Origin of the sequence: Marinobacter sp. EhC06 (assembly GCF_001650915.1) — a bacterium.
GTDB lineage: Bacteria > Pseudomonadota > Gammaproteobacteria > Pseudomonadales > Oleiphilaceae > Marinobacter.
In genome coordinates, this window is sequence record NZ_LXYO01000019.1 from 20830 (window position 1) to 43370 (window position 22541).

The 22541-nt window shown below is 59.2% G+C and carries 22 protein-coding genes and 1 tRNA gene; 19 read left to right on the plus strand and 4 right to left on the minus strand.

The window, feature by feature from the left end; genetic code table 11:
* Nucleotides 1-42: 42 nt before the first annotated feature.
* The 3 genes from A8B84_RS09815 to A8B84_RS09825 are packed head-to-tail and all read left to right on the plus strand — an operon-like array spanning nt 43 to nt 2371.
* On the plus strand, nt 43-1593 hold the full coding sequence (locus A8B84_RS09815; protein WP_227512753.1) for a bifunctional aminoglycoside phosphotransferase/ATP-binding protein: 1551 nt from the start codon (nt 43-45) through the stop codon (nt 1591-1593).
* A 41-nt stretch (nt 1594-1634) separates the two neighbouring features.
* The gene (locus A8B84_RS09820) at nt 1635-2003 is read left to right on the plus strand and encodes a pentapeptide repeat-containing protein (protein ID WP_064228551.1); all 369 of its coding nucleotides are present in this window, start codon (nt 1635-1637) and stop codon (nt 2001-2003) included.
* Entirely contained in the window at nt 2000-2371 is a 372-nt protein-coding gene (locus A8B84_RS09825; protein WP_064228550.1) for a Rieske (2Fe-2S) protein, read from the plus strand. The genes A8B84_RS09820 and A8B84_RS09825 overlap by 4 nt, the downstream gene beginning before the upstream one ends.
* Here A8B84_RS09825 and sfsA read toward each other — a convergent pair.
* The gene (gene sfsA, locus A8B84_RS09830) at nt 2355-3086 is read right to left on the minus strand and encodes a DNA/RNA nuclease SfsA (protein ID WP_064228549.1); all 732 of its coding nucleotides are present in this window, start codon (nt 3084-3086) and stop codon (nt 2355-2357) included. The genes A8B84_RS09825 and sfsA overlap by 17 nt on opposite strands.
* Before the next feature lie 179 nt (nt 3087-3265).
* On the opposite strand from sfsA, the gene dksA reads away from it, so the two are divergent.
* The 11 genes from dksA (at nt 3266) to pgi (ending at nt 15146) form a co-directional block, all read left to right on the plus strand.
* Nucleotides 3266-3706, plus strand: coding sequence for an RNA polymerase-binding protein DksA (gene dksA / locus A8B84_RS09835; RefSeq protein ID WP_008940629.1), 441 nt, complete (start codon nt 3266-3268; stop codon nt 3704-3706).
* Between the two features lie 61 nt (nt 3707-3767).
* Nucleotides 3768-4640, plus strand: coding sequence for a tRNA glutamyl-Q(34) synthetase GluQRS (gluQRS, locus tag A8B84_RS09840; protein WP_064228548.1), 873 nt, complete (start codon nt 3768-3770; stop codon nt 4638-4640).
* Between the two features lie 50 nt (nt 4641-4690).
* Nucleotides 4691-4867, plus strand: coding sequence for a hypothetical protein (locus A8B84_RS21665; protein ID WP_048497702.1), 177 nt, complete (start codon nt 4691-4693; stop codon nt 4865-4867).
* Nucleotides 4857-7820: a sensor histidine kinase gene (locus tag A8B84_RS09845; protein ID WP_064228547.1), complete on the plus strand. Its 2964-nt coding sequence runs from the start codon at nt 4857-4859 to the stop codon at nt 7818-7820. Before A8B84_RS21665 ends, A8B84_RS09845 begins: the two co-directional genes overlap by 11 nt.
* Before the next feature lie 7 nt (nt 7821-7827).
* Nucleotides 7828-9231: a sigma-54-dependent transcriptional regulator gene (locus tag A8B84_RS09850; protein ID WP_064228546.1), complete on the plus strand. Its 1404-nt coding sequence runs from the start codon at nt 7828-7830 to the stop codon at nt 9229-9231.
* 333 nt (nt 9232-9564) lie between these two features.
* Complete coding sequence (locus tag A8B84_RS21880; protein WP_227512749.1) at nt 9565-9909, plus strand: hypothetical protein; 345 nt, start codon at nt 9565-9567, stop codon at nt 9907-9909.
* Complete coding sequence (pcnB, locus tag A8B84_RS09860; RefSeq protein WP_064228544.1) at nt 9902-11266, plus strand: polynucleotide adenylyltransferase PcnB; 1365 nt, start codon at nt 9902-9904, stop codon at nt 11264-11266. The genes A8B84_RS21880 and pcnB overlap by 8 nt, the downstream gene beginning before the upstream one ends.
* Nucleotides 11266-11763, plus strand: a complete 498-nt coding sequence (gene folK / locus A8B84_RS09865) for a 2-amino-4-hydroxy-6-hydroxymethyldihydropteridine diphosphokinase (protein WP_064228543.1) — start codon at nt 11266-11268, stop codon at nt 11761-11763. The genes pcnB and folK (A8B84_RS09865) overlap by 1 nt, the downstream gene beginning before the upstream one ends.
* A 59-nt stretch (nt 11764-11822) precedes the next feature.
* Nucleotides 11823-12617 carry a 3-methyl-2-oxobutanoate hydroxymethyltransferase gene (gene panB, locus A8B84_RS09870; RefSeq protein WP_064228542.1) on the plus strand — a complete coding sequence of 265 codons (795 nt, stop codon included), beginning with the start codon at nt 11823-11825 and terminating at the stop codon, nt 12615-12617.
* Nucleotides 12614-13462 (plus strand): pantoate--beta-alanine ligase, encoded by an 849-nt coding sequence (panC, locus tag A8B84_RS09875; protein WP_064228541.1) that lies wholly within the window; start codon nt 12614-12616, stop codon nt 13460-13462. The genes panB and panC overlap by 4 nt, the downstream gene beginning before the upstream one ends.
* Nucleotides 13463-13484: 22 nt before the next feature.
* Nucleotides 13485-15146 carry a glucose-6-phosphate isomerase gene (pgi, locus tag A8B84_RS09880; protein ID WP_064228540.1) on the plus strand — a complete coding sequence of 554 codons (1662 nt, stop codon included), beginning with the start codon at nt 13485-13487 and terminating at the stop codon, nt 15144-15146.
* Here pgi and folK (A8B84_RS09885) read toward each other — a convergent pair.
* Nucleotides 15129-15653 carry a 2-amino-4-hydroxy-6-hydroxymethyldihydropteridine diphosphokinase gene (gene folK / locus A8B84_RS09885; protein WP_064228539.1) on the minus strand — a complete coding sequence of 175 codons (525 nt, stop codon included), beginning with the start codon at nt 15651-15653 and terminating at the stop codon, nt 15129-15131. The two genes, pgi and folK (A8B84_RS09885), sit on opposite strands and share 18 nt — an antisense overlap.
* A complete protein-coding gene (folB, locus tag A8B84_RS09890; RefSeq protein ID WP_064228538.1) occupies nt 15653-16027 on the minus strand; it encodes a dihydroneopterin aldolase in 375 nt (124 codons plus the stop codon). Before folB ends, folK (A8B84_RS09885) begins: the two co-directional genes overlap by 1 nt.
* 140 nt (nt 16028-16167) lie before the next feature.
* Between folB and plsY the strand changes: the two genes are divergently transcribed.
* A complete protein-coding gene (plsY, locus tag A8B84_RS09895; RefSeq protein WP_064228572.1) occupies nt 16168-16758 on the plus strand; it encodes a glycerol-3-phosphate 1-O-acyltransferase PlsY in 591 nt (196 codons plus the stop codon).
* Between the two features lie 3 nt (nt 16759-16761).
* Here the strand turns inward: plsY and tsaD are convergent, their stop codons facing one another.
* On the minus strand, nt 16762-17817 hold the full coding sequence (gene tsaD, locus A8B84_RS09900) for a tRNA (adenosine(37)-N6)-threonylcarbamoyltransferase complex transferase subunit TsaD (RefSeq protein ID WP_064228571.1): 1056 nt from the start codon (nt 17815-17817) through the stop codon (nt 16762-16764).
* Between the two features lie 238 nt (nt 17818-18055).
* On the opposite strand from tsaD, the gene rpsU reads away from it, so the two are divergent.
* From rpsU to A8B84_RS09920, 4 genes are all read left to right on the plus strand, one after another.
* The gene (rpsU, locus tag A8B84_RS09905) at nt 18056-18271 is read left to right on the plus strand and encodes a 30S ribosomal protein S21 (RefSeq protein WP_007153483.1); all 216 of its coding nucleotides are present in this window, start codon (nt 18056-18058) and stop codon (nt 18269-18271) included.
* A 149-nt stretch (nt 18272-18420) separates the two neighbouring features.
* Nucleotides 18421-20148 (plus strand): DNA primase, encoded by a 1728-nt coding sequence (gene dnaG, locus A8B84_RS09910; protein ID WP_064228537.1) that lies wholly within the window; start codon nt 18421-18423, stop codon nt 20146-20148.
* 119 nt (nt 20149-20267) lie between these two features.
* Nucleotides 20268-22112 carry an RNA polymerase sigma factor RpoD gene (rpoD, locus tag A8B84_RS09915; RefSeq protein ID WP_064228536.1) on the plus strand — a complete coding sequence of 615 codons (1845 nt, stop codon included), beginning with the start codon at nt 20268-20270 and terminating at the stop codon, nt 22110-22112.
* Nucleotides 22113-22208: 96 nt separating this feature from the next.
* A tRNA-Ile gene (locus tag A8B84_RS09920) sits at nt 22209-22285 on the plus strand.
* Nucleotides 22286-22541 lie beyond the last annotated feature (256 nt).

Below are 22541 nucleotides of genomic sequence, written 5' to 3' on the forward strand. Positions count from 1 at the left end.
AACACGGTGAGTGAGACATCCCCAGGCAATCTGATTCTGTCGATGCAGAATCCAGACCTGTACGACCATCCTGTCGATGGCTTTCAGGTTATCGAAACTCACATCTCTCAGGTGATCCTGACCGGTAACTACGCCTACAAAATCAAGAAGCCCATGGATTTCGGCTTCCTGAACTTCTCCACCCTTGATCGCCGAAAGCATTTCTGCGAGGAGGAGCTCAGGCTCAATCGACGGCTCGCCGAAAAACTGTATTTAGAAGTTGTGCCCATCACTGGTACGCCGGAAAACCCGGTCCTCGGTGGCGAGGGCGAAGCTTTCGAATACGCCATCAAGATGCGCCAGTTCGGCCAGGATCAGCTTTTCGATCGCCTGCAGGAACAGGGGTATCTGGCACCCGAACTGTTGACCGATCTTGCCCGTCAGGTCGCCGCCTTCCACGACCAGTTGCCGCCAGTGCCAGATGACAAACCGCTCGGCACCCCGGAAGCGGTGTTTGCCGCCATGCAAGAAAACTTCGACCAGATCCGTCCGATGATTGACGATTCGGATCTGCTTATGCAGCTCGACAACCTACAGGCCTGGACCGAATCCACCTTCGAGCGGCACCGGGAGCTGATCGCCCAACGCCGCGCCAGCGGTATGGTCCGGGAATGCCACGGCGACCTGCATCTGGCGAATATCACCCGCTTCGAGGGTGAGGTCACCGTTTTCGACTGCATCGAATTCAACGAACCCTTTCGCTGGATCGATGTCATCAACGATCTCGCCTTCCTGCTGATGGATCTGGAGTCCCGTGGGGAAAGCGCCCTGGCCAACCAGGTGCTCAATACGTACCTGGAATACCGGGATGACTTCGAGGCGCTGCCGTTGCTGCCCCTCTACAAGGCCTACCGCGCCATGGTGCGCGCCAAGATCGCGCTGTTCACCATGGGCAATCCCGGAATCACCGACACAGAAAAAGCCGACCTGATGCAGCGCTATCGCGACTACGCCCAGTTGGCAGAGGATTACGGCACTATTCCCAACCACTACCTGCTGGCAACCACCGGGCTATCCGCCAGCGGCAAGACCTGCGTCAGCGCCGCCATGGCGAACGAGCTGGGGCTGATACGCCTGCGCTCCGATGTCGAGCGCAAGCGGCTGCACGGGCTGGCGCCACTGGAGAGCTCCCGCTCACCGACCGGTGGCAACCTGTACACCGAGGAAGCAACAGAGAAGACCTATCAGCGGCTGGCCAAGCTTGCCAGTCACGTTCTGGCAGCCGGCTTCCCGGTGATTGTGGACGCCGCCAGCCTGAAACAGAAAGAGCGGTCATTGCTGGCATCCGTAGCCGAAAATCAAGGTGTACCCTTTGCCCTTATTCATTGCGAGGCACCGGAAGATCTGCGCCGGGAATGGATCCGCAATCGCAAGGGTGATGCCTCCGAGGCAACCGAGGAATTGCTGGACGCCCAGCAAACCTGGTTTGAGCCGTTGACCGCGGATGAGAAGAGCCACACCATCCATCTTCACACCGATCAGGAGCATGTTGCGGAAGCCGTGGCTGACCGTATCCGGCAACATCTGGGCATTCCCGGCGGCAAAGCCGGTTAAGAACAACATCAGGCGCCTATGGGGCGAGTGCGAGGTTCGGTATGGACGATAAAAGCGAACACGAAGTACATCAGATCAGCCATCCGCTCTACGATATTCTTCGTAGCGAGGACATCCAGGCATTCAATGCCGAAAAGGCAAAGCTCACGGAGTTGCCCAGTTTCGCCCATGGCGATTTCCGGGGCCTGGATCTGAGGGGGATGGACGCCAAAGGGCTGGATTTCCGTCACGCCTACTTTCGCGGAGCCGACCTGCGGGGTGTGGACTTCTCGAAATCCAGGATGGAAGGCTCAAGCATCGCCAGCGCCAAGATTTCCGGCTGCTATTTTCCGCACCGCCTGGACGCCGATGAAATCGTCATGTCCCTGAACCACGGGACCCGCATGCGCTACGCCATCTTGCCAAAATGAACAGTAACCCAAACGCCTGGCAGCCCGTCTGTCCCGCATCCGAGCTGGCACCGGGCCAATTTGTCGAATTCCGGCTCCGGGAGAAGGCCCGGGAGCCGGAAGGCATGCCGTTAACCGGCTTCCTGTTCCTCGATGGCAGTACGCCCCGCGCCTATCTGAATATCTGCCCGCATCTGGGCGTCGAGCTGAACTGGATACCGGGCCGGTTCATGGATTCCGACAACCTGTTCATCCAGTGCTCGACCCACGGTGCCCTGTTCAAGCCCACCGACGGCGAATGCATTGCCGGCCCCTGCCAGGGCGATGCACTCACCCAGCTGGCCCTGCGGGAGCGGGACGGCCAGATCGAGATCAGACTTCCAGAATAACCGGCACCGATTCGGTCAGCGTCAATACGCCCGTTGGCGTGCCATCGCTCTCGCTCAAATCGGCGCGATAGGCGATCACTTCCACACCCGCGTCGCAGGCCTGCCGCAGCAGCTCACCGTATTTGCGATCGATATGGTCGGCCGGACGGACGGTTTGAATGCCGGTGTGATTGACCACGAAAAACAACACCGCGCGATCACCCTGCTGGACCTGGGCCATCAGCTCACGGAGGTGTTTCTGGCCGCGCTCGGTCACCGCATCCGGGAAGAAGCCCTGACCATCCTCCGCCAGCGTGACATTCTTGACCTCCACCCAGGCATCGGCAGCCGTGTCATGGCCGGAAAGCAGCAGGTCAATCCGGCTTTTCTCCGTGCCATATTTGACCTCGGCGCGGCACTCCGGATAACCGGCCAACTCAACCACAGTACCCGCCAGCACGGCCTCCCGGGCCTGATTGTTAGGCCGGGCGGTGTTGACGCAGGCCAGCTGCCCCGGCGACGTCTCTACCAGTTCCCAGGTGTACTGGAGCTTGCGCTTGGGGTTGTCGCTTCGGCTGAGCCAGACCCGGGCATCCTCCGGCTGACAGCCCAGCATGGAGCCGGTGTTCGGGCAGTGGGCGGTTACCTCCAAGCCATCCGGCAGCCGCACGTCTGCCAGGAAGCGTTTGTAGCGGCGGATAAGCCGGCCTTCAACGAGGGGTTCTGGAAACTTCATGTGATCTCCGTACAAAAGTCGATGTCACAAGGCTGGCACCCCCGTGACTAATCTGCTATTTTCCGCAAATTCCCGTTTCAGGACGAATGCTTCATCCAGGGTATAACCGCGCAGCCACGGGGGCTCACGCGGAGGGAAGCAAACCGTTCTTGTGAAGTACAAACAAGAGGCCGGGTTCAATGGCAAATACTGCAGAACAACCACGCGAACGTTTTACCAACTTCACCCCCTATGAAATGAAGAAGGGTGAAGAGTACATGAGTGCGGAAATGCTCCAGCACTTCAAGGATCTGCTGCTGCAATGGAAGCAGGAGCTGATGGAAGAAGTCGACCGCACCATGCACCACATGCAGGAAGACGCCGCAAATTACGCGGATCCCAGCGATCGCGCAACCCAGGAGGAAGAATTCAGCCTGGAACTGCGCACCCGCGACCGGGAGCGGAAACTGATCAAGAAGATTGACCAGACCATCGACCGCATCGACAAGGACGACTACGGCTTCTGCGATCAGTGCGGTGTGGAAATCGGTATCCGCCGTCTGGAAGCGCGCCCGACTGCAACCCTGTGCATCGACTGCAAGACTCTGGCCGAGATTCGCGAACGCCAGACCGGCATCTGAGCCAACCACTCAACAGCTGCCGGCCGTGGGCAATTCCCGCCCCGCCGGCTGACTGACCGCCATGAACAACCCTTTGTATCGGGGCCGCTTTGCGCCCTCCCCGACCGGCCCGCTGCATTTCGGCTCACTGGTTACCGCACTTGCCAGTTTCCTGGAAGCCCGCAGTCAGGGCGGCCAGTGGTTTATCCGCCTGGAAGACCTGGATCCTCTGAGAGAGCCGCCGGAAGCTACCGGGCAAATTCTCGCTAGCCTGGACGCCCACGGCCTGTTTCCCGACGAGCCGGTGCGGTTCCAGTCCAGACGCCACGACGCCTATCAGGATGCCATCGACCGATTGCTCGAAAGCGGCCACGCCTATCGTTGCCAATGCTCACGCAAGGAGTTGCAAGCCAACGCGGGGCGCCACCCCAATCACTGCCGTAGCCGCACAGCATTGGACGGTGACCGCCCATACGCCATCCGTTTTGCCCTCGAAGACGAGGACTGCCACTGGCAGGATCTGCTGCTCGGGCCACAACAGCAGGTCGTAAAGGCAGAGCTTGATGACCCGGTAATCCTCCGCAAGGAAGGATTCTACGCCTATCAGCTTGCTGTGGTCGTTGATGACATTGATCAGGGCATCACGGACGTGGTGCGTGGCTCCGACCTGCTGGACATGACGGCGCAACAGCAGCAGATTTACCGGGCCCTGGGCGCCCATCCCCCACGTTGGCTGCACATCCCGGTCATACTCAATGAGCAGGGCCAGAAACTCAGCAAGCAGACCCATGCCCCGGCTCTGAACGACACAACGCCTGTCGAGAACCTGTTCGGTGCGCTTGTTGCCCTTGGCCAGAATCCGCCTGCTGACCTGGCAACCGGCTCGCTGGAATCCCTGCTGGAATGGGGCCGGAAGAACTGGCAACGGGGCGCCATCCACCTGACATCCCGGTGAGGGACATGGTATAAAGCCCTTCTCACACCTCAGCGCGGATAGCATGCCTGATGTATATCTACCGTCTGGTCTTCCTGTTGGTATTGGCCATCTATATTTTTTCGCCCAACATCCTTGACTGGTGGACTTCGCCGGGAAACGTCTGGTACAGCCCCTACATTATCTGGGCAGGGCTGATTGCCATCGGTTTCTGGCTGGAATGGCGGCGGGACCCCAATGAGTTTTAGTGCCTCCGGCCTGCTGCTCGCCAGCCTGCTGTATCTGATTCTGCTGTTCGGAATTGCCTGGCTTACCGAGCGGGGCATGGTGCCCAGACGCTGGGTTCGCCACCCTCTGGTTTACGTGCTCAGCCTGGGCGTGTACGCCGGCATCTGGGCAGTCTACGGCGCCGTTGGCATGGCCGCCGAATCCGGCTACGGCTTCCTCGCCTACTACCTGGGGATCAGCGGCGCCTTTCTGCTAGCACCGGTACTTCTGAACCCGGTCATGAGGATTGGCCGCGCCTACCAGCTAACCTCCCTGGCCGACCTGTTTGCCTACCGCTACCGGAGCCAGTGGGCGGGAACCCTGGTCACCCTCTGCTCCGGCGGCGCCATTCTGGCTCTGCTGAGCATGCAGATTCAGGCGGTCGCCACCTCTGCCAGCATCCTGGCGCCGGACACTTCCCCCAAGCTGATCAGTGTGATGTTCAGCATGATCGTGGTGCTGTTCGCCATGCTGTTCGGGGCGCGTCGTGACCAAAATTCCGAAAACCATCAGGGCCTGGTCCTGGCCATCGCCTTCGATTCCCTGGTCAAGCTGACAGCCCTGCTGGTGCTTGGGGGCGTGATCCTGTTCGGGGTCTTTGACGGCATGAACGGCCTGGAGCGCTGGCTGGATAACCGCACCTCGCCAGCCGCCACCATGACCCTGAGCATTGACGACGGCAGCTGGCGGGCACTGATGCTGATGTCCTTTGCAGGAGCCCTGGTACTGCCACACATGTATCACATGACCTTCAGCGAAAACCCCTCGCCCAAGGCACTGGCCAAAGCCAGCTGGGGCCTGCCGTTGTACCTGTTACTGCTCGGCCTGCCGGTGCCCCTCATCCTCTGGGGCGGCCAGGCATTGGAAGTCACCACGGGGCCCGGCTTCTTTGCGATCGGGGCTGCCCAGGCGCTGGAAAGCCCTGCACTAACGCTGCTCATGTACATTGCCGGCCTATCCGCAGCCAGCGGCCTGATGATCGTCAGCACCCTGGCGCTGGCGGGCATGGCCCTGAACCATGTGGTATTGCCACTGAAGACTCCGAAAGACCAGGGCGACATCTATCGCTGGCTGCAGTGGATCAAACGTCTGCTCATCGCGGTGATCATCTTCCTGGCGTTGCTGTTTCATGAGGCCGTGGGCAAGAATCTGGATCTGTCCATTCTCGGCGCTATTTCCCTGTCGGGCACGTTGCAACTACTGCCGGGTGCCCTGGGGGTGATTTACTGGCCGGAGGGCAACCGTCGCGGTTTGATTGCCGGCCTGATTGTCGGATTGACCATCTGGGTGGTTACTCTGGTACTGCCGTTCTCACATACCGCCAACCTGCTGGCCTGGCTCGATGCTCCACTGATACCGGATTACAGCAACTGGCATATCTTCACGTTCGTCAGCCTGACCGCCAACATTACCGTGTTCGCGCTGATTTCCATCCTCAGCACCAGTACCAGTGAAGAGAACAGCGCAGCCCAGGCCTGTTCACTGGGTGCCCTTTCGCGCCCGCAGCGCCGTGAACTGCTGGCCACCTCCTCCTCTGATTTTGTCCGGCAATTGGCGGAGCCTTTGGGCTATGGCGTCGCCCGGCGGGAAGTGGAGCGGGCACTGGGTCAACTGAAACTGCCCAATGTGGAGTACCGGCCGTATCAGCTCAGACGACTACGGGACCAGGTGGAAATCAACCTGTCCGGCCTGCTCGGCCCTTCTGTCGCCCGGGATATGGTCAAACGCCACCTCGGCTTCAAGCCCATGGCCCAGGGTGGCACGGCTCAGGACATTCGCTATGTCGAACGCGCCCTCGGTGACTACCAGAATCGACTGACCGGACTGGCCGGTGAGCTGGACAACCTTCGCCGGCATTACCGCCAGACCCTGCAGAACCTGCCCATTCCCGCCTGTTCGGTGGGCGAAGACGGTGAAATTCTGATGTGGAACCACGCCATGGAGGAACTCACCGGCATTACCGCCGATGATGTGGTCGGCGCCAGGCTGATGGCCCTGCCCGAGCACTGGCACCTGCTGCTTGAGGACTTCAACCGTGGGCCGGACCTGCATCGCTACAAGCACCGACTGGACCTGCGGGGCAAGCCCCACTGGCTGAACCTTCACAAAGCCGCATTGAGCGGACCGGACCACACCGAAGGCGGAAGCATCATCCTGGTGGAAGACCAGACCGAAACCCGGCTGCTGGAAGATGAATTGATGCACAGCGAACGGCTGGCATCGGTGGGCAGGCTGGCGGCCGGTGTCGCCCATGAGATAGGGAACCCCGTGACCGGTATCTCATCGCTGGCCCAGAACCTGAAACTGGAAACCGATAACCCGGATATTCTCGACACGGCAGACCAGATCCAGCAGCAGACCCGGCGTATCTCCACCATCCTGCAGTCGCTGATGAACTTTGCCCGCACCGGCAATCATGCCCAGGCCAACCGGTACGAGCCGGTGACGATACACCGCTGTGTCGAAGAATCGATCAACCTGCTTTCCCTGAGTGACAAGGGGCTGGGCATTCACTACATCAATGACTGCCCACCCTCGTTACAGGTACTGGGCGATGAGCAGCGTCTGGTCCAGGTCTTCGTCAACCTGTTGGCAAACGCCCGGGATGCGTCACCGGAAGGCGGCACCATCCGGGTCAGTGGAAAGGGCGATGGCTACTCCGCTATTATCGAAGTGGTTGATGAAGGCTCCGGCATCCCCGGGGATCAGCTCGATCATATCTTCGAGCCGTTTTACACCACCAAGGCCCCCAACAAAGGAACCGGTCTTGGCCTGTCGCTGGTGTACAGCATTATTGAAGAGCACTATGGCAACATTCAGGTGGACAGCCCGGCGAACGCCGACACCGGCCGAGGAACCTGCGTGAGGCTGAGATTGCCAGCCTACGAACCGGAAACCGGCAACATTGCCATCAGCCAGAACCAAAGGTCTTGAGACTCCTATGCCTCGCATTCTGATCGTGGAAGACGAAGACATTATTCGCTCGGCAGTGCGCAAACTGTTGCTGCATGCCGGCTATGAAGTCGCCGATGCGGCCTCCGTTGAGGAAGCCGAACAGCACCACGAACCGGATCAGTTTGATCTGATCATTTCCGATCTTCGCCTGCCAGGAGCGGCAGGCACCGAATTGATCAACCGTGCACCCAATACACCGGTGCTGATCATGACCAGCTACGCCAGCCTGCGATCCGCCGTGGACTCCATGAAAATGGGCGCCGTTGAGTACATCGCCAAGCCGTTTGACCATGATGAGATGCTGGCCGCTGTGGAGAACATTCTGGCCCGGCGGCCCTCTGCCCGCAACGCGGATGATGACTCGGCACCAGCCACAGAAACGCCCGAAAGCAGTGATCCGGCCAACATCATGTTTGGCCAGTGCGAGCCAATGCAGCGGGTATTTACCCTGATCCGGAAGGTGGCTCCGACAGAAACCACCGTGCTGATTCAGGGCGAATCCGGTACCGGTAAGGAGCTGGCCGCCCGCGCCCTGCACCTGCTGAGCCCACGCGCAGCCAAACCACTGATTTCGGTAAACTGCGCGGCCATCCCGGAGAGCCTGATTGAGTCGGAACTGTTCGGCCATGAAAAAGGCGCCTTCACCGGCGCGGTCTCGGCAAGAACCGGTCTGATAGAGGCCGCCGATGGCGGCAGCCTGTTTCTGGATGAAATCGGCGAACTGCCGGCCGAAGCCCAGGCCCGGCTGCTACGGGTTTTGCAAGAGAGCGAGATCCGGAAAGTTGGCTCGACCCAGAGCCGCACCGTGAATGTGCGGATGATTGCGGCCACTCACCGTAACCTCAAAGCCATGACACGAACCGGGGAGTTCCGTGAGGACCTGTATTATCGGTTGAACGTTATGCAGATCCGGATCCCTCCTTTACGTGAGCGCCAAAGCGACATCCTCGGGCTCGCCCGCCGGTTCCTGAAACGCCAGGGCGAGAGAATGGGCAAACCCAATCTCAATCTCAGCCCGGAGGCCATGCGCGTCCTCGAACGCCACCGCTGGCCGGGCAACGTGAGGGAACTGGAGAATGCGATCGAGCGCGCCACTATCCTGTGCGATGGCGACGTTATTACGCCCGCCCTGCTGGACCTGGACAGCGAAGCTGGCGACGAACACATTCCCGAAACCCTGGTAGACGGCAACAACGAGCAGACTCGCACCCGAGAGGTGGATTCCTCCAACGACCTTTCCCTGGAGGACTACTTCCAGCATTTCGTTCTGGAAAACCAGGATCGCATGAGTGAAACAGAGCTGGCCCAGAAATTGGGCATCAGCCGAAAATCTTTGTGGGAGCGTCGCCAGCGTCTCGGCATCCCCCGGAAAAAATCCTCGGGCAACTGAGCCGAGCATGGTGTGAACCCGGACTCAGTTGTTACCCCATGTTCCTGTCGGTAACACTCCTCTTGAAAGTAACGTGATCTCAGTAACACTTAGGTTGAATACGGGGTAACACTTATGGCCTACAAAATCGTAAGGCATTGTTAACCAAGAAAATTTAAAAACTGGCACACGGACTGCAACCTATATGGCGCACAACAACAAAAACAAGAGTGACAAAGCAGCGCCAACAACAAGAACAAAAAGCTGCAGAGAACGTTCGGTAACAAAAACAACAACAGAACGTGAGCGAACTGAGTGTTTTGGGTACTTTGCTTTTTAGTGGTCCCACGGCACGTGCGAGTTGTAGATGTAGAGAAGAATCACCTTGGAGGTGACACTGCAGCTACTCCAAACCCGCCCGATGTCTCTGACCGCTCTGTGTATTCAAAGCTTTCCGTTTGCACTGCTGAGATGCCCCTTTATGGGGATATGCAGTGGGGTACAAAAACCAAGAAAAATCCCGGCAAAAACAAAAACAATGCAGATCGTCAACGCTTTGAGGGCGGATTCGTGAGAACGGATCCGCCTTTTGATTTTCTGGGCCCCGGAACGGTAATCCACGGCAAACGTGTGCAAATCCTGCTCAAACCGTTAAACTCTCGGTTTTTGCTCATCGCAACCACGGATTTCAATGCCTAAACGACTCGTCGATAAACTCCGTTCCTTTATGCCCGGCAACGGTAAAAAGAAAGCCCGCACCTACCAGCGACGGGAAATTCCCCGGGACCAGCATAACGTCTCACGCTCGGTGATCAGCGAACCTGCAAAGAAGGTTTTGCATCGTCTGAACAAGTCAGGCTACGAAGCCTACCTTGTGGGAGGCGGCGTCAGGGATATCCTGCTGGGCGGAAAACCCAAAGATTTTGACATTGCGACCAACGCCACACCGGAGGAAGTTCACGACCTGTTCCGCAACTCCCGGTTGATCGGACGGCGGTTCCGGATTGTCCACGTGGTGTTTGGCCGCGAAGTGATTGAGGTGACGACTTTCCGGGGCAACGCCGCGGAAGCCGAAACCGACGCCGATGATGATGATCGCAGGACCAGTGAACACGGCCTGCTGCTGCGCGACAACGTGTACGGCAACCAGGAAGAGGATGCCCTGCGTCGCGACTTCACCGTCAATGCGCTGTACTACTGCATCCGCGACTTTACTGTTATCGATTTTGCCAATGGCATCGAGGATCTTCGTAACCGGCAACTTCGTCTCATTGGCGACCCGGAGACCCGCTATCGGGAAGATCCGGTGCGCATGCTTCGGGCTATCCGGTTTGCCGCCAAACTCGGCTTCGACATTGAACCCGAAACCGAAGCCCCCATTGGGGAACTGGCCCCCTTGTTAACCCATATCCCTCCGGCCCGTCTGTTTGATGAAGTCCTGAAACTGTTTTCCGCAGGCCACGGTGAAGCCACTTATGACCTGCTAACCCGTTACAATCTGCTGGAGCCCCTTTTCCCCGAGACGGTCAGGGCCATTGAGGCCGGTGAGCCGGACGAGCTGATTCGCCAGGCCCTGAGAAACACCGACGCCCGAATTGCCCAAGGCAAGTCGGTTACGCCTTACTTCCTGTTTGCCGCCATGCTCTGGCCGGCACTCCAGGCCGAGTGGCATCGCAGGCAGGACAATGGTGACCCGGTCCAGCCGGCACTGCACGGCGCAATCGGAAAAGTTATTGGTCGCCAGGTGCAGGCGACCTCGATTCCGAAACGTTTCTCCGGCCCCATGAAGGAAATCTGGGAACTCCAGATGCGCCTGCCCAGGCGACAGGGCAAACGGGCCTTCGCCACCATGACTCACCCCCGTTTCCGGGCCGCTTACGATTTCCTGCTGGTTCGTGAGGCGTCTGGCGAGATTGAACCCGGGCTTGGACAATGGTGGACCGAGTTCCAGCAAGAGGACGAACGGGGCCAGGAGCGGATGCTGTCGCAGCTGAGCACGGATGCGCCCAAAAAGCGTCGTCGCCGTCGCAAACCGGTCAAACGCCCCACCCAGTAATGATGACAGACGCCTTTATCGGTCTTGGCAGCAACCTGAAAGAACCGGCGGCCCAACTGGCCCGGGCAGTCTCCGCCCTGGCCACCCTGCCGGAGACCGTTCTGGTGGCCCAATCGCCGTTTTATGCCAGCCGCCCGGTCGGCCCCCAAGACCAGCCGGACTTCGTGAACGGTGCCGTCTGGCTGAGCACATCGCTGCTGCCACACCAACTACTTGACGAACTGCAGAGCATCGAACAGAAGCACGGCCGAGAGCGGCTTCGGCACTGGGGCCCCCGCACGCTTGATCTGGACATATTGCTCTTCGGCGACCAGGTGCTGGATGATGAGCGCCTCACCGTACCCCATCGCGAGCTCCCGAACCGGGACTTTGCACTCCAGCCCCTGCTGGATCTGAAGGCCGACCTGGCTCTGCCTGATGGCACCGCCATTGCCGAACTGCGCAGCCAATGCCCCGACAACGGCTTGCGCAAGCTTCCACCGGCGGATTACCCTTAACACTTCAACGCCGGCACCCCGGCACGCCCAGGCCCATCCACCCAAAAGGCAAGGATTCTATGGCTGTTACCATCAATACCCTGCGTGAGTTCAAGCAGAAGGGCGAAGCCTTCGCTGCCCTTACCTCCTATGACGCCACCTTTTCCCAGGTGGTCAGCGAAGCGGGCGTTCACGTAATCCTCATTGGCGATTCCCTCGGCATGGTGCTGCAGGGGCATGACAGCACCCTGCCGGTGACCATGGATCAGATGGTGTATCACGTCAGTTGCGTGGCCAAAGGTAACCGCGGGTCTCTGATCATGGCTGACATGCCCTTCATGAGTTACGGCACCGTTGAGTCTGCCCTGGAAAATGCTGCGGAACTGATGCGCGCCGGCGCCCACATGGTAAAGCTTGAGGGTACTGACTGGATGAAAGAGACCATCACGGCTCTGACCGAGCGGGCCGTGCCCGTGTGTGCGCATCTGGGCCTGACCCCGCAGTTCGTCAATAAGTTTGGCGGCTACAAGGTCCAGGGCCGTGATGAAAAGGCAGCCGAAATGATGATCGAGCACGCCTGCGAACTGGAAGCGGCCGGCGCCGATGTCATCCTTCTGGAATGCGTCCCTGCGCCCCTGGCGGCGCGCATCGCCCAGGCCGTTAGAGCACCTGTTATCGGCATAGGTGCGGGTCCGGATACAGACGGCCAGATTCTGGTTTTGCACGACATGCTCGGCATTACCAGCGGTCGCAAGCCTCGATTCGTCAAGAACTTCCTGGCCGAGACAGATTCGATACAGGACGCTCTGCAGGCCTACGTGAAAGCCGTAGGCGAGCGCACATTCCCCGCTGAGGAGCATACGTTCAAGGCATGAGAACCGTACATTCCCTGAAAGAATTGAGAACCATCCTCCGCGGCTACCGCCAGCAGGGAAAAACCATCGGCCTGGTTCCCACCATGGGCAACCTGCACGAAGGCCACATTTCGCTGGTGCGCAAAGCGGCCGAAATGGCGGATGTTGTGGTGACCAGCATCTTCGTGAATCCGATGCAGTTCGGAGCCGGTGAAGACCTCGAAACCTATCCCAGAACCCTGGCCGAAGACCAGGACAAGCTTGCTTCGGCCGGAAACACGCTGGTATTTGCCCCCAGCGCCGAGGAAATCTACCCGGAGGGGCTGGCGAAACAGACCCAGGTGGTTGTGCCGGATGTCAGCGATGGCCACTGCGGCGCCAGCAGGCCTGGCCATTTCGAGGGTGTTGCCACGGTGGTCACGATGTTGTTCAACATGGTGCAACCCGACTTTGCCGTATTTGGCGAGAAAGATTTCCAGCAACTCGCCGTAATCCGGAAACTGGTCCGCGACCTGATGATCCCCGTGGATGTGGTGGGAGCCCCCACCGTGAGAGAGGACGATGGCCTGGCAAAAAGCTCACGCAATGGCTACCTGACACCTCAGGAGCGGCAGATTGCGCCGGCGGTCCACCAGACCCTGCAGGCCACGGCGGGCAAGATCAACGATGGTCGTACAGACTTTCAGGCGCTGGAAAGCGAAGCTGAGAAGAGTCTCGGGGACGCCGGCCTCAGGCCGGATTACTTCAACATCGTCAACAGCCAGACGCTCAAGCCGGCCACAGCCGAGGATCGGGACATTACCATCCTGGCGGCAGCCTTCCTGGGCACGACCCGTTTGATCGACAACCTGTCCCTGACCCGATAAGCCAACAGAAAAGGACGCTCTGATGCCCGCACATCCTGCAGTACTGACCTCGAAACCCGAATGGCAGACACTGAAGGAACAGCGAGAACGCCTCGACGGCCTTCTCATGAAGGATCTGTTCGAGCAGGATCCCGGGCGGGCAAAGCGCTACTTTATTGAAGGCGCAGGTCTATCACTGGACTTTTCCAAGAACCGGATTACTGATGAGGTGCTGGAGGCATTGCTGGCGCTGGCCAGGAGCTGCAACCTGGAAGCCCGACGGGACGCATTGCTCCGGGGCGAGCGGGTTAACGTTACCGAGGACCGCCCGGCCCTGCACACCGCACTGCGCAATCCTGGAACTGAGACAATCACGGTAGACGGCGAGGACGTGGTCGCTGAGGTTCAGAGCACCCTCACTCGCATGGAAACCCTGGTGAACGATGTTCTGGATCAGCGTCGCACCGGATACACCGGCAAACCTTTCACCGACGTGGTAAGCATCGGAATCGGCGGCTCCTACCTGGGCCCCAAATTGGTAGGCGAAGCCCTTCAACCTTACGCCCAGGCCGGCATTCGCTGCCATTACGTGGCCAACATTGATGGCACAGAAATCTGCGAGACACTTCGCCAGGTACATCCGGAAACCACCCTGTTCCTGATCCAGTCGAAGTCGTTCCGTACCCAGGAAACCCTGGAAAACAGCAAGGTGGCGCGGCAGTGGTTTCTCGATCGCTGCGGTGATGAACAGGCGGTATCGCAGCATTTCATGGCGGTGACCGCCAACGTACCGGCGGCGCAGGACTTCGGCATTGATCCGGACAACGTCTTCCCGATGTGGGACTGGGTAGGCGGTCGTTACTCGCTCTGGTCCGCCATCGGGCTTCCCATTGCCTTCAGCGTTGGCATGGCCAACTTCCGGGCATTGCTTGCCGGTGCCCATGCCATGGACCAGCACTTCCGTGAGGCGCCACTGACAGAAAATCTGCCGGTGATCATGGCCATGCTGGGAATCTGGTACAACAATTTCTGGGGTGCCGAGACCCACGCGATCCTGCCCTACGATCACTACCTGCGCAGCCTGCCGGACCACCTCCAACAGCTGGACATGGAAAGCAACGGCAAGAGCGTGACCCAGGGTGGCGACGCCCTTGCCTGGCAATCTGGCCCGGTCATCTGGGGTGGGGTTGGCGCCAATGGCCAGCACGCCTATCACCAGCTGATCCACCAGGGCACCCGTCTGATTCCGGCGGATTTCATCATCCCCCTGAAAACCCACAACCCGGTGGCCACCCATCACGCAGATCTGTTCGCCAACTGCCTGAGCCAGTCCCGGGCCATGATGGCCGGAAAATCGCTGGACGAAGCCAGGGCAGAACTGGCCGCGGAGGGTCGGACCGAAGCCGAGATTGAACAGCTTGCCCCTCACAAGGTCATCCCGGGCAACAAACCCAGCAACACCCTGACCATGAAAAAGGTTACACCGGAGACCGTGGGCGCACTCATTGCCCTCTACGAGCATCGCACCTTCGTACAGGGGGTGATCTGGGATGTGGATTCGTTTGATCAGTGGGGCGTGGAGCTCGGGAAACAGTTGGGCAAGTGCATCCTGCCGCGCCTGCTCGGCGAGAAAGGCGGCAACCAGGCCAGCGACAGCTCGACCGACCACCTTATTGAACGGTTCCGCTCAACCGGCGGCGATTGAAATCTGCCGGCCCTGCCAGTTGAAATCCACCGGCCAGAGCCTCTGGCCGGTGCTGTATTCCCGCCACAACTGGCCGTAGGATTTACCGCACACCGGATGCGTTTCCTCCGGCGCGATATAAGCCAGCGGGCGCAGCACGAAGGCGTTTTTCAGAATCTCCCCCCGGGGCAGCTCGACGCCCTCTATCCGGCCGACCGCATCGCCGTAGGTGAGAATATCCAGATCAAGGGTTCGCGCGCTGAATTTCGGCACATCCCGACGGCGGCCGTTCTCGGCTTCCAGTTGCTTGAAACGCTGTGACAACTCAGCAACCGGCAGGGTCGTATCCACACCCACCACCAGGTTCAGAAACGGAGACCCGTCAAATCCGACTGCCTCGCTGTCATAGACTGGGGAGATGATCAGTTCACCAAACCATGCAGACAGGGCATCAAGCGCGGCAGTGACATAACGCTCCCTGTCCACGTTGCTGCCAATGCTGATGTAAACCCGGACCTCCGCTGCCATTACCGCACTCCTGTCTCAGTTTTCTCTCCCCGCTCGATCCGCACGCCCACCGCCTGTGCGGCGGGAACGGCACCCGGCTTGCGTATCGCCAGCCGCAACCACTTGATGCCGAGTTCATCCTGCAGAGTTTTCGCCAGGACCTCCGCCCCGTGTTCAAGCAATTTCGGCCTGAGCGCCTGCAGGCAGGACTCGACCCGGGTACTGACGGCAGCGTAATCCAGGGCATCGGCCACATCGTCTGTCTTGCCCGGCACGCTGTTGTCCCAGGCCATTTCCAGATCAATCACCAGGCTCTGGGTGACTTCCCGTTCCCAGTCGTAAACTCCGACCACGGTTTCCACAACCAGGCCTTCGATCAATACGGTGTCTGCCAAGGGTGCTCCCGGATTCTTCAACTCTTTGGTGATTGAATAACGCACAACCAGGGGATACTGTGAACAGGCTGGCCTGTGCTTTCAGGGCGGGCATTTTCGCACACATTCACCAGATACGTCTTTGCTTCCGGGCCCATAGCATGCTTCCCAGTGATCCGGTGTTAACGGTTTTGCTCTGCGCCGCCGCTTATGTGGCAGGCTCGATGCTGTTTGCCCTGCCGGTCTGCCAGCTCTGGAAGCTACCCGATCCCCGGGCCCAGGGCTCTGGCAACCCGGGTGCCACGAACGTCTACCGCACCGGCGGTTGGCCGCCGGCCCTGGTGACTCTTTCGCTGGATGCGGCCAAAGGCTGGTTGCCCGTATGGCTGGCCCATGCCGCCGGCCTTTCGGTGATGGTTCAGGCCGTCGTTGCCCTGTGTGCTGTCACCGGCCACATGATCCCGATTTTCTATCGATTCAAGGGTGGGAAAGGTGTGGCAACTGCGCTCGGCGCCGGCCTTGCTCTGGCACCGATCACAACGCTTATGATGGCTGCGATCTGGATGCTGGTTATCTGGCGGTGGCGCATTTCAGCCCTGGCCTCCCTGGTGGCGATTGTCAGCGGCCCACTGATCAGCGCCTTCATTGAACCGGAAACCCTGCCCCTGTTCGGCCTGCTGGCCCTGCTGATCGTCGTTCGCCACCGCAACAACCTGATCCGGCTGGCCCAGGGCCGCGAAGCCGGGCTTTAATCATCAGTCCACCAATCCGGTGGATCGAGGTTCGTTGATCGGTGGCAGCGTGTTCATGGGCCATCGGGGCACTGCCACAATACGCTCACCATCCCGCTGGCCTGCCTTCATGCGCTGGGCGCCGGCGTAGGCGATCATCGCACCGTTATCCGTACAGAATTCAGGACGGGCGTAAAACACGTGGGCTTTGAGCTTGCCGGTCATTTTCTCCAGGCCTGCTCGCAGCCGTTTATTGGCGCTGACCCCCCCGGCAATAACCAGTCGCTTGCAGCCTGTCTGCTCCAGGGCCCGACGGCATTTGATGGTCAGTGTGTCGACCACAGCGGCTTCAAACGCCAGGGCGATATCCGCCCGGGTCTGATCATCCAGTCCACCCGACTCGCGTGCCGCATTGACGGTATTGAGCGTGAAGGTTTTCAGACCGCTGAAACTGAAATCCAGCCCGGGCCGGTCGGTCATTGGCCTCGGGAACCGGTAACGGCCTTCGGTACCCTTTTCCGCGAGTGCCGCCACGCGGGGGCCACCCGGATAGTCCAGACCGAGCATCTTGGCCGTCTTGTCAAAGGCCTCACCGGCGGCATCGTCTACCGATTCGCCCAGCATTTCGTACTCGCCAATGCCATCAACCCTGACCAGTTGGGTATGACCACCCGAGACCAGCAGTGCGACGAACGGAAACGCAGGTGGATTATCTTCCAGCATGGGCGCAAGCAAATGCCCTTCCATGTGGTGCACGCCCAACACAGGAATACCAAGGGCGAAACCCAGGGCATGGGCCACCGAGCCGCCCACCATCAGGGCGCCCACCAACCCCGGGCCCGCAGTGTAGGCCATGCCCTCTATGTCTGCCCGACATTTGCCCGCGTCTGACAGTACCTGGTCGCACAGGGGCAGCAGCTTGCGGACGTGATCCCGGGACGCCAGCTCAGGCACAACACCACCGTAATCCGCGTGCATGTCGATCTGACTGAACAGGGCGTGCCCCAGCAGCCCCGTTTCGGTGTCATACAGCGCTACGCCGGTTTCATCGCAGGAGGTTTCAATACCTAGAATCAACATAATGTCGGGCCACATTGGTTGGCAGAAATGAAAACGACGCGCATTTTAGCAGAAACCCGAAACCCACTGGCAGATTCATCGAACAAACATTGACCTTGCTATAACGCAGGCGCTATCATTGCCGCCCTAAAATATGCACTGGTCGAGTTTTAGCCAATCTGACCAGGGATCGAGAACCGGTCTGGCCTTGCCAGACGGACAAAATTGAAACCGAATCTATCAGGTAGGTGATTTTCGAATGCCAGCTGTTAAAGTGAAAGAGAATGAACCGTTTGACGTAGCACTGCGTCGCTTCAAGCGTTCCTGCGAAAAAGCGGGTGTACTTTCTGAAGTACGTCGTCGTGAGCACTACGAGAAGCCGACCGCTGTTCGTAAGCGCAAAGCAGCCGCTGCCGTTAAGCGTCATCTCAAGAAGCTTCAGCGGGAACAGCGCAAGTTCGAGCGTCTGTACTAAGTTTTATCTGACGCCGCTTGACTGCAAAGCACTGATTGCCTGTACAGCCGCAGGCTGCACAGAGCGACTCAAAAATGCCGCCGAGGCCTGGCTTCGGCGGCATTTTTGGCTATTGGCCAACTCCGATGACGGCCTGATGTGGAGCCCCCATGAGCGGACTGATCCCTCAACAGTTTGTTGAAAACCTGCTGGATCGTATCGACCTGGCAGAACTGATCGGTTCACGCATTACGCTCAAGAAAGCCGGAGCCAACTACAAGGCCTGCTGCCCGTTCCACGACGAGAAAACACCCTCGTTCAACGTCCGGCCGGACAAGGGCTTTTACCACTGTTTCGGTTGCGGCGCCCATGGCGATGCCATCAGCTTTGTCAGGGAGTTTGAAGGCCTGGGCTTTACCGAGGCGGTTGAGGAGCTGGCCAAACGGGTGGGGCTGGAAGTGCCTTACGACCGGGCGGCCAAGCAGGAAATCCAGCAGGCGCGAACGTTAACCGACGCCCTGGACTTTGCCAGCCGTTTCTACCAGTCATCGCTCAGGGGTCAGCAAGGCGCCTATGCGCGGGACTACCTGCAGCAGCGGGGCCTGGACAACAGCATCATCGAGCAGTACCAGGTGGGCTACGCCCCTTCAACCGGTACCGCGCTGTTTGATGCCGCCAGCAAGGATCTGCAGGGCCCGCTGATTGAAACCGGGACGGTTTCCGACAAGTACGGCAGGCCCAGGGACCTGTTCCGCAACCGGGTAATGTTCCCGATTCGCAACACCCGGGGCAGAACCGTTGCGTTTGGCGGCCGCACCCTGGGGGATGACAAGGCGAAATACATCAACTCCCCGGAGTCGGATGTATTCCATAAAAGCCGCGAGATCTACGGTCTGTTTGAAGCCAAGCAGGCCATCCGGCAGCTCGACAAGCTGCTGGTGGTTGAGGGCTACATGGATGTGATCGCCCTCGCCCAGCACGGCATTCACTATGCGGTTGCAACACTGGGCACGGCGACGAACCAGGACAGCCTGACAGCCCTGTTGAAGCAGGTAAGGCACATTGTGTTCTGCTTTGATGGCGACCAGGCCGGCTTCCGGGCCGCCGACAGGGCCATGGAAAACGCGCTGGAACTGATGGCCGACGGCCTGCATCTTCAGTTTCTGATGCTGCCCCAGGGCGAGGACCCGGACACCCTTGTGCGCAAAGAGGGGCCCGAGACGTTCCAGAAGCGCATTGAAGGGGCAACACCTCTGTCACGGTATTTGTTTGACCGGCAGAGCGAAGGCTTGGACCTGCAACTTCCGGAGCACCGGGGCGAACTGCGAGCCAGGGTTGAACCTCTGCTCAACAAGATGCCCAGAAGCACCCTCCGGGATGCCATGTGGCACGAGATGCTCCGTCTTTGTGGTGGCCGGAACCAGTGGCAGAACCGCCAGCCCGGACAAAAAGGACGGTGGAACGGCGAGCGACGGGACCGGGTTTCCGAAGATCGCATCGATGTGAAGCTTAGCAAGGACAGCATTCTGTGCCTTGCCCTGCTGGAAGCGCCGGACCTGGCCACCGAGGTGACCGAACTGGCCCGCAGCTCCCGGCAGTTCAATCAGGCCCGGAATTTTGCCGAGTGGATTCTGGCAAACAATATCCGGGACCGGAAAACACTGGTTCGCACGCTGGCACTGGATACGAACGCTCGTGAGCGGTTTTACCACCTGTTTGACGGAATCGAGCATATTCCGGCGCGGGAGAGCACACTGGCCGCCGCCCGGGAGCTTCTGAGCCCAAACGAAGAGGCATCCCGCCAGCAGCGGCTTGCCACTCTGTTGAGAAACCTGTCGAGCCTCACAAGCGAGGAACGACAGGAGCTGAGAGCCCTGAGCGGTGGCACCGGGGACTAGCAGCACTTGAAACTTGATGCACTGATCACCATCTAACCATTCGGTGGCAGAGCAACTGAGCGACAGCTATAATGGCTGTTTAACTTTTTTCCTTCTAAAAGCGAGTTCACAGGGTGTCTATGTCAGGCAATTCGCAAAAATCACGTTTGAAAGACCTCATTGCACGAGGCAAGGAACAAGGTTACCTGACTTACGCCGAGGTAAACGACCACCTCCCGGAAGACATTGCCGACCCGGATCAGGTCGAAGACATCATTCGCATGATCAACGACATGGGTATCCAGGTGTGCGAAGAAACACCAGACGCCGATACCCTGCTGATGACCGAGGGCGACTCCACCGCTGACGAAGCCGCCGCCGCTGAAGCCGCCGCCGCTCTGGCCGCCGTTGAAACCGATGCTGGCCGCACCACGGATCCGGTGCGCATGTACATGCGCGAAATGGGTACCGTCGAGCTGCTGACCCGCGAAGGCGAAATCGTTATCGCCAAGCGCATCGAAGAAGGCATCCGCGATGTGATGGCCGCCGTTGCCCACTTCCCGGGTACTGCCGGCACAGTCATTCAGGCCTACGACCGTATTCTCGAAAACGAAGGCCGCATCAGCGACATCGTAACGGGCTTCCTCGATCCGGACGACGCCGAGCCGTTCATGGGTGAGGAAACTACCACCGAGAGTTCCGACGATTCCGATTCCTCGTCCGACGATGACGACGATTCCTCGGAAGAAGAAACAGATAACGGCCCGGATCCGGAAGAAACCCGCCTCCGGTTCGAGTTGCTCAACGAAAAGCTGGATGCCGCCAACAAGGCCCTGGCCAAGCACGGCCGTTCCGACAAGAAAACCCAGGAAGCCCTGAACGAGCTGGGCCAGGTATTCGCACCGTTCAAGCTTGCCAACAAGGCGTTTGACGAGCTGGTCAACGTGGTTCGTTCCACCAACGACCTGGTTCGTGAGAACGAGCGCGCGATCATGCAGATCTGTGTTCGCGAATGCAAAATGCCCCGCAAGGACTTCATCAAGTCGTTCCCGGGCAATGAGACCAACCTGGATTGGGCCGAGAAGATCGCCAAGAGCAAGAAGCCCTACGCAGCCCCGATGGCCGAGCGTATTGACGAGATTGTTCGCCTGCAGAAGCGGATCCAGAACGTTCAGACCGAAGTGGATCTGGACGTTGCTGACATCAAGGAAATCAACCGTCGCGTTTCCATCGGCGAGGCCAAGGCCCGCCGCGCCAAGAAAGAGATGGTCGAGGCGAACCTGCGTCTGGTTATTTCCATTGCCAAGAAGTACACCAACCGCGGCCTGCAGTTCCTGGACCTGATCCAGGAGGGCAACATCGGCCTGATGAAGGCAGTCGACAAATTCGAGTACCGTCGGGGCTACAAGTTCTCAACCTACGCCACCTGGTGGATTCGTCAGGCCATCACCCGCTCTATCGCGGACCAGGCCCGCACCATCCGTATTCCGGTGCACATGATCGAGACCATCAACAAGCTCAATCGGATCTCGCGGCAGATGCTGCAGGAGATGGGTCGCGAACCCACGCCGGAAGAACTGGGCGAGCGCATGGAAATGCCTGAGGACAAAATCCGCAAGGTATTGAAGATCGCCAAAGAGCCGATCTCCATGGAGACTCCGATTGGCGACGACGAAGACAGCCATCTGGGTGACTTCATCGAAGATATCCAGGCCCTATCCCCGGTGGATTCCGCCACTGCCGAAGGCCTGCGCGAAGCCACCCGCTCGGTACTGGCCGGCCTCACCGCCCGCGAGTCCAAGGTTCTGCGGATGCGCTTCGGTATCGAGATGAACACCGACCACACCCTGGAAGAAGTCGGCAAGCAGTTCGACGTCACCCGGGAGCGGATCCGTCAGATCGAAGCCAAGGCCCTGCGCAAACTGCGTCACCCGTCACGCTCCGATCACCTGCGCGGCTTTATCGACGATCAGGGCAACGGATAAGCACCACAACAGTAGCGGGCGCCACACCTCACCGGTATAATGGCGCCCGCTTTGTTTCCCCCCAGGAAACACCTTTCAAAACAGCATTCGCTGAACGGGCCTATAGCTCAGTTGGTTAGAGCAGGGGACTCATAATCCCTTGGTCGCTGGTTCGAGTCCAGCTGGGCCCACCATATTTCAATGACTTACCAGCCAACGCCTTAGATTTCATCCGAATGGTGTCAACCAACTGTCAACAACCATTAGTTGACAGGAACACCTTACAAGGTGCAGGTTTTGCTCCCAGATACATAAGTATCCGTCGATGCCAAGTAATACTTGGGCGACAAGTCCTAAGGCCGCTTTTTGCGGCCTTAGTTGTTTCTAGACCAAGAAAATTATGCACTCGGAGTCTGTCAACGTAGATGTCGCGTTTAAGTCATCAGCTCT

What these genes read in the sequence shown, in the direction of transcription:
- rpoD (WP_064228536.1), top strand. Translation starts at nt 20,268, where the DNA reads ATGTCAGGCAATTCGCAAAAATCACGTTTGAAAGACCTCATTGCACGA.
- A8B84_RS09815 (WP_227512753.1), top strand. Translation starts at nt 43, where the DNA reads ATGCAGAATCCAGACCTGTACGACCATCCTGTCGATGGCTTTCAGGTT.
- dksA (WP_008940629.1), top strand. Translation starts at nt 3,266, where the DNA reads ATGGCAAATACTGCAGAACAACCACGCGAACGTTTTACCAACTTCACC.
- A8B84_RS09850 (WP_064228546.1), top strand. Translation starts at nt 7,828, where the DNA reads ATGCCTCGCATTCTGATCGTGGAAGACGAAGACATTATTCGCTCGGCA.
- folK (WP_064228543.1), top strand. Translation starts at nt 11,266, where the DNA reads ATGATGACAGACGCCTTTATCGGTCTTGGCAGCAACCTGAAAGAACCG.
- folK (WP_064228539.1), bottom strand. Translation starts at nt 15,653, where the DNA reads ATGGCAGCGGAGGTCCGGGTTTACATCAGCATTGGCAGCAACGTGGAC.
- pcnB (WP_064228544.1), top strand. Translation starts at nt 9,902, where the DNA reads ATGCCTAAACGACTCGTCGATAAACTCCGTTCCTTTATGCCCGGCAAC.
- A8B84_RS09825 (WP_064228550.1), top strand. Translation starts at nt 2,000, where the DNA reads ATGAACAGTAACCCAAACGCCTGGCAGCCCGTCTGTCCCGCATCCGAG.
- plsY (WP_064228572.1), top strand. Translation starts at nt 16,168, where the DNA reads ATGCTTCCCAGTGATCCGGTGTTAACGGTTTTGCTCTGCGCCGCCGCT.
- pgi (WP_064228540.1), top strand. Translation starts at nt 13,485, where the DNA reads ATGCCCGCACATCCTGCAGTACTGACCTCGAAACCCGAATGGCAGACA.
- tsaD (WP_064228571.1), bottom strand. Translation starts at nt 17,817, where the DNA reads ATGTTGATTCTAGGTATTGAAACCTCCTGCGATGAAACCGGCGTAGCG.
- A8B84_RS09845 (WP_064228547.1), top strand. Translation starts at nt 4,857, where the DNA reads ATGAGTTTTAGTGCCTCCGGCCTGCTGCTCGCCAGCCTGCTGTATCTG.
- dnaG (WP_064228537.1), top strand. Translation starts at nt 18,421, where the DNA reads ATGAGCGGACTGATCCCTCAACAGTTTGTTGAAAACCTGCTGGATCGT.
- A8B84_RS21665 (WP_048497702.1), top strand. Translation starts at nt 4,691, where the DNA reads ATGTATATCTACCGTCTGGTCTTCCTGTTGGTATTGGCCATCTATATT.
- rpsU (WP_007153483.1), top strand. Translation starts at nt 18,056, where the DNA reads ATGCCAGCTGTTAAAGTGAAAGAGAATGAACCGTTTGACGTAGCACTG.
- gluQRS (WP_064228548.1), top strand. Translation starts at nt 3,768, where the DNA reads ATGAACAACCCTTTGTATCGGGGCCGCTTTGCGCCCTCCCCGACCGGC.
- A8B84_RS09820 (WP_064228551.1), top strand. Translation starts at nt 1,635, where the DNA reads ATGGACGATAAAAGCGAACACGAAGTACATCAGATCAGCCATCCGCTC.
- panC (WP_064228541.1), top strand. Translation starts at nt 12,614, where the DNA reads ATGAGAACCGTACATTCCCTGAAAGAATTGAGAACCATCCTCCGCGGC.
- panB (WP_064228542.1), top strand. Translation starts at nt 11,823, where the DNA reads ATGGCTGTTACCATCAATACCCTGCGTGAGTTCAAGCAGAAGGGCGAA.
- sfsA (WP_064228549.1), bottom strand. Translation starts at nt 3,086, where the DNA reads ATGAAGTTTCCAGAACCCCTCGTTGAAGGCCGGCTTATCCGCCGCTAC.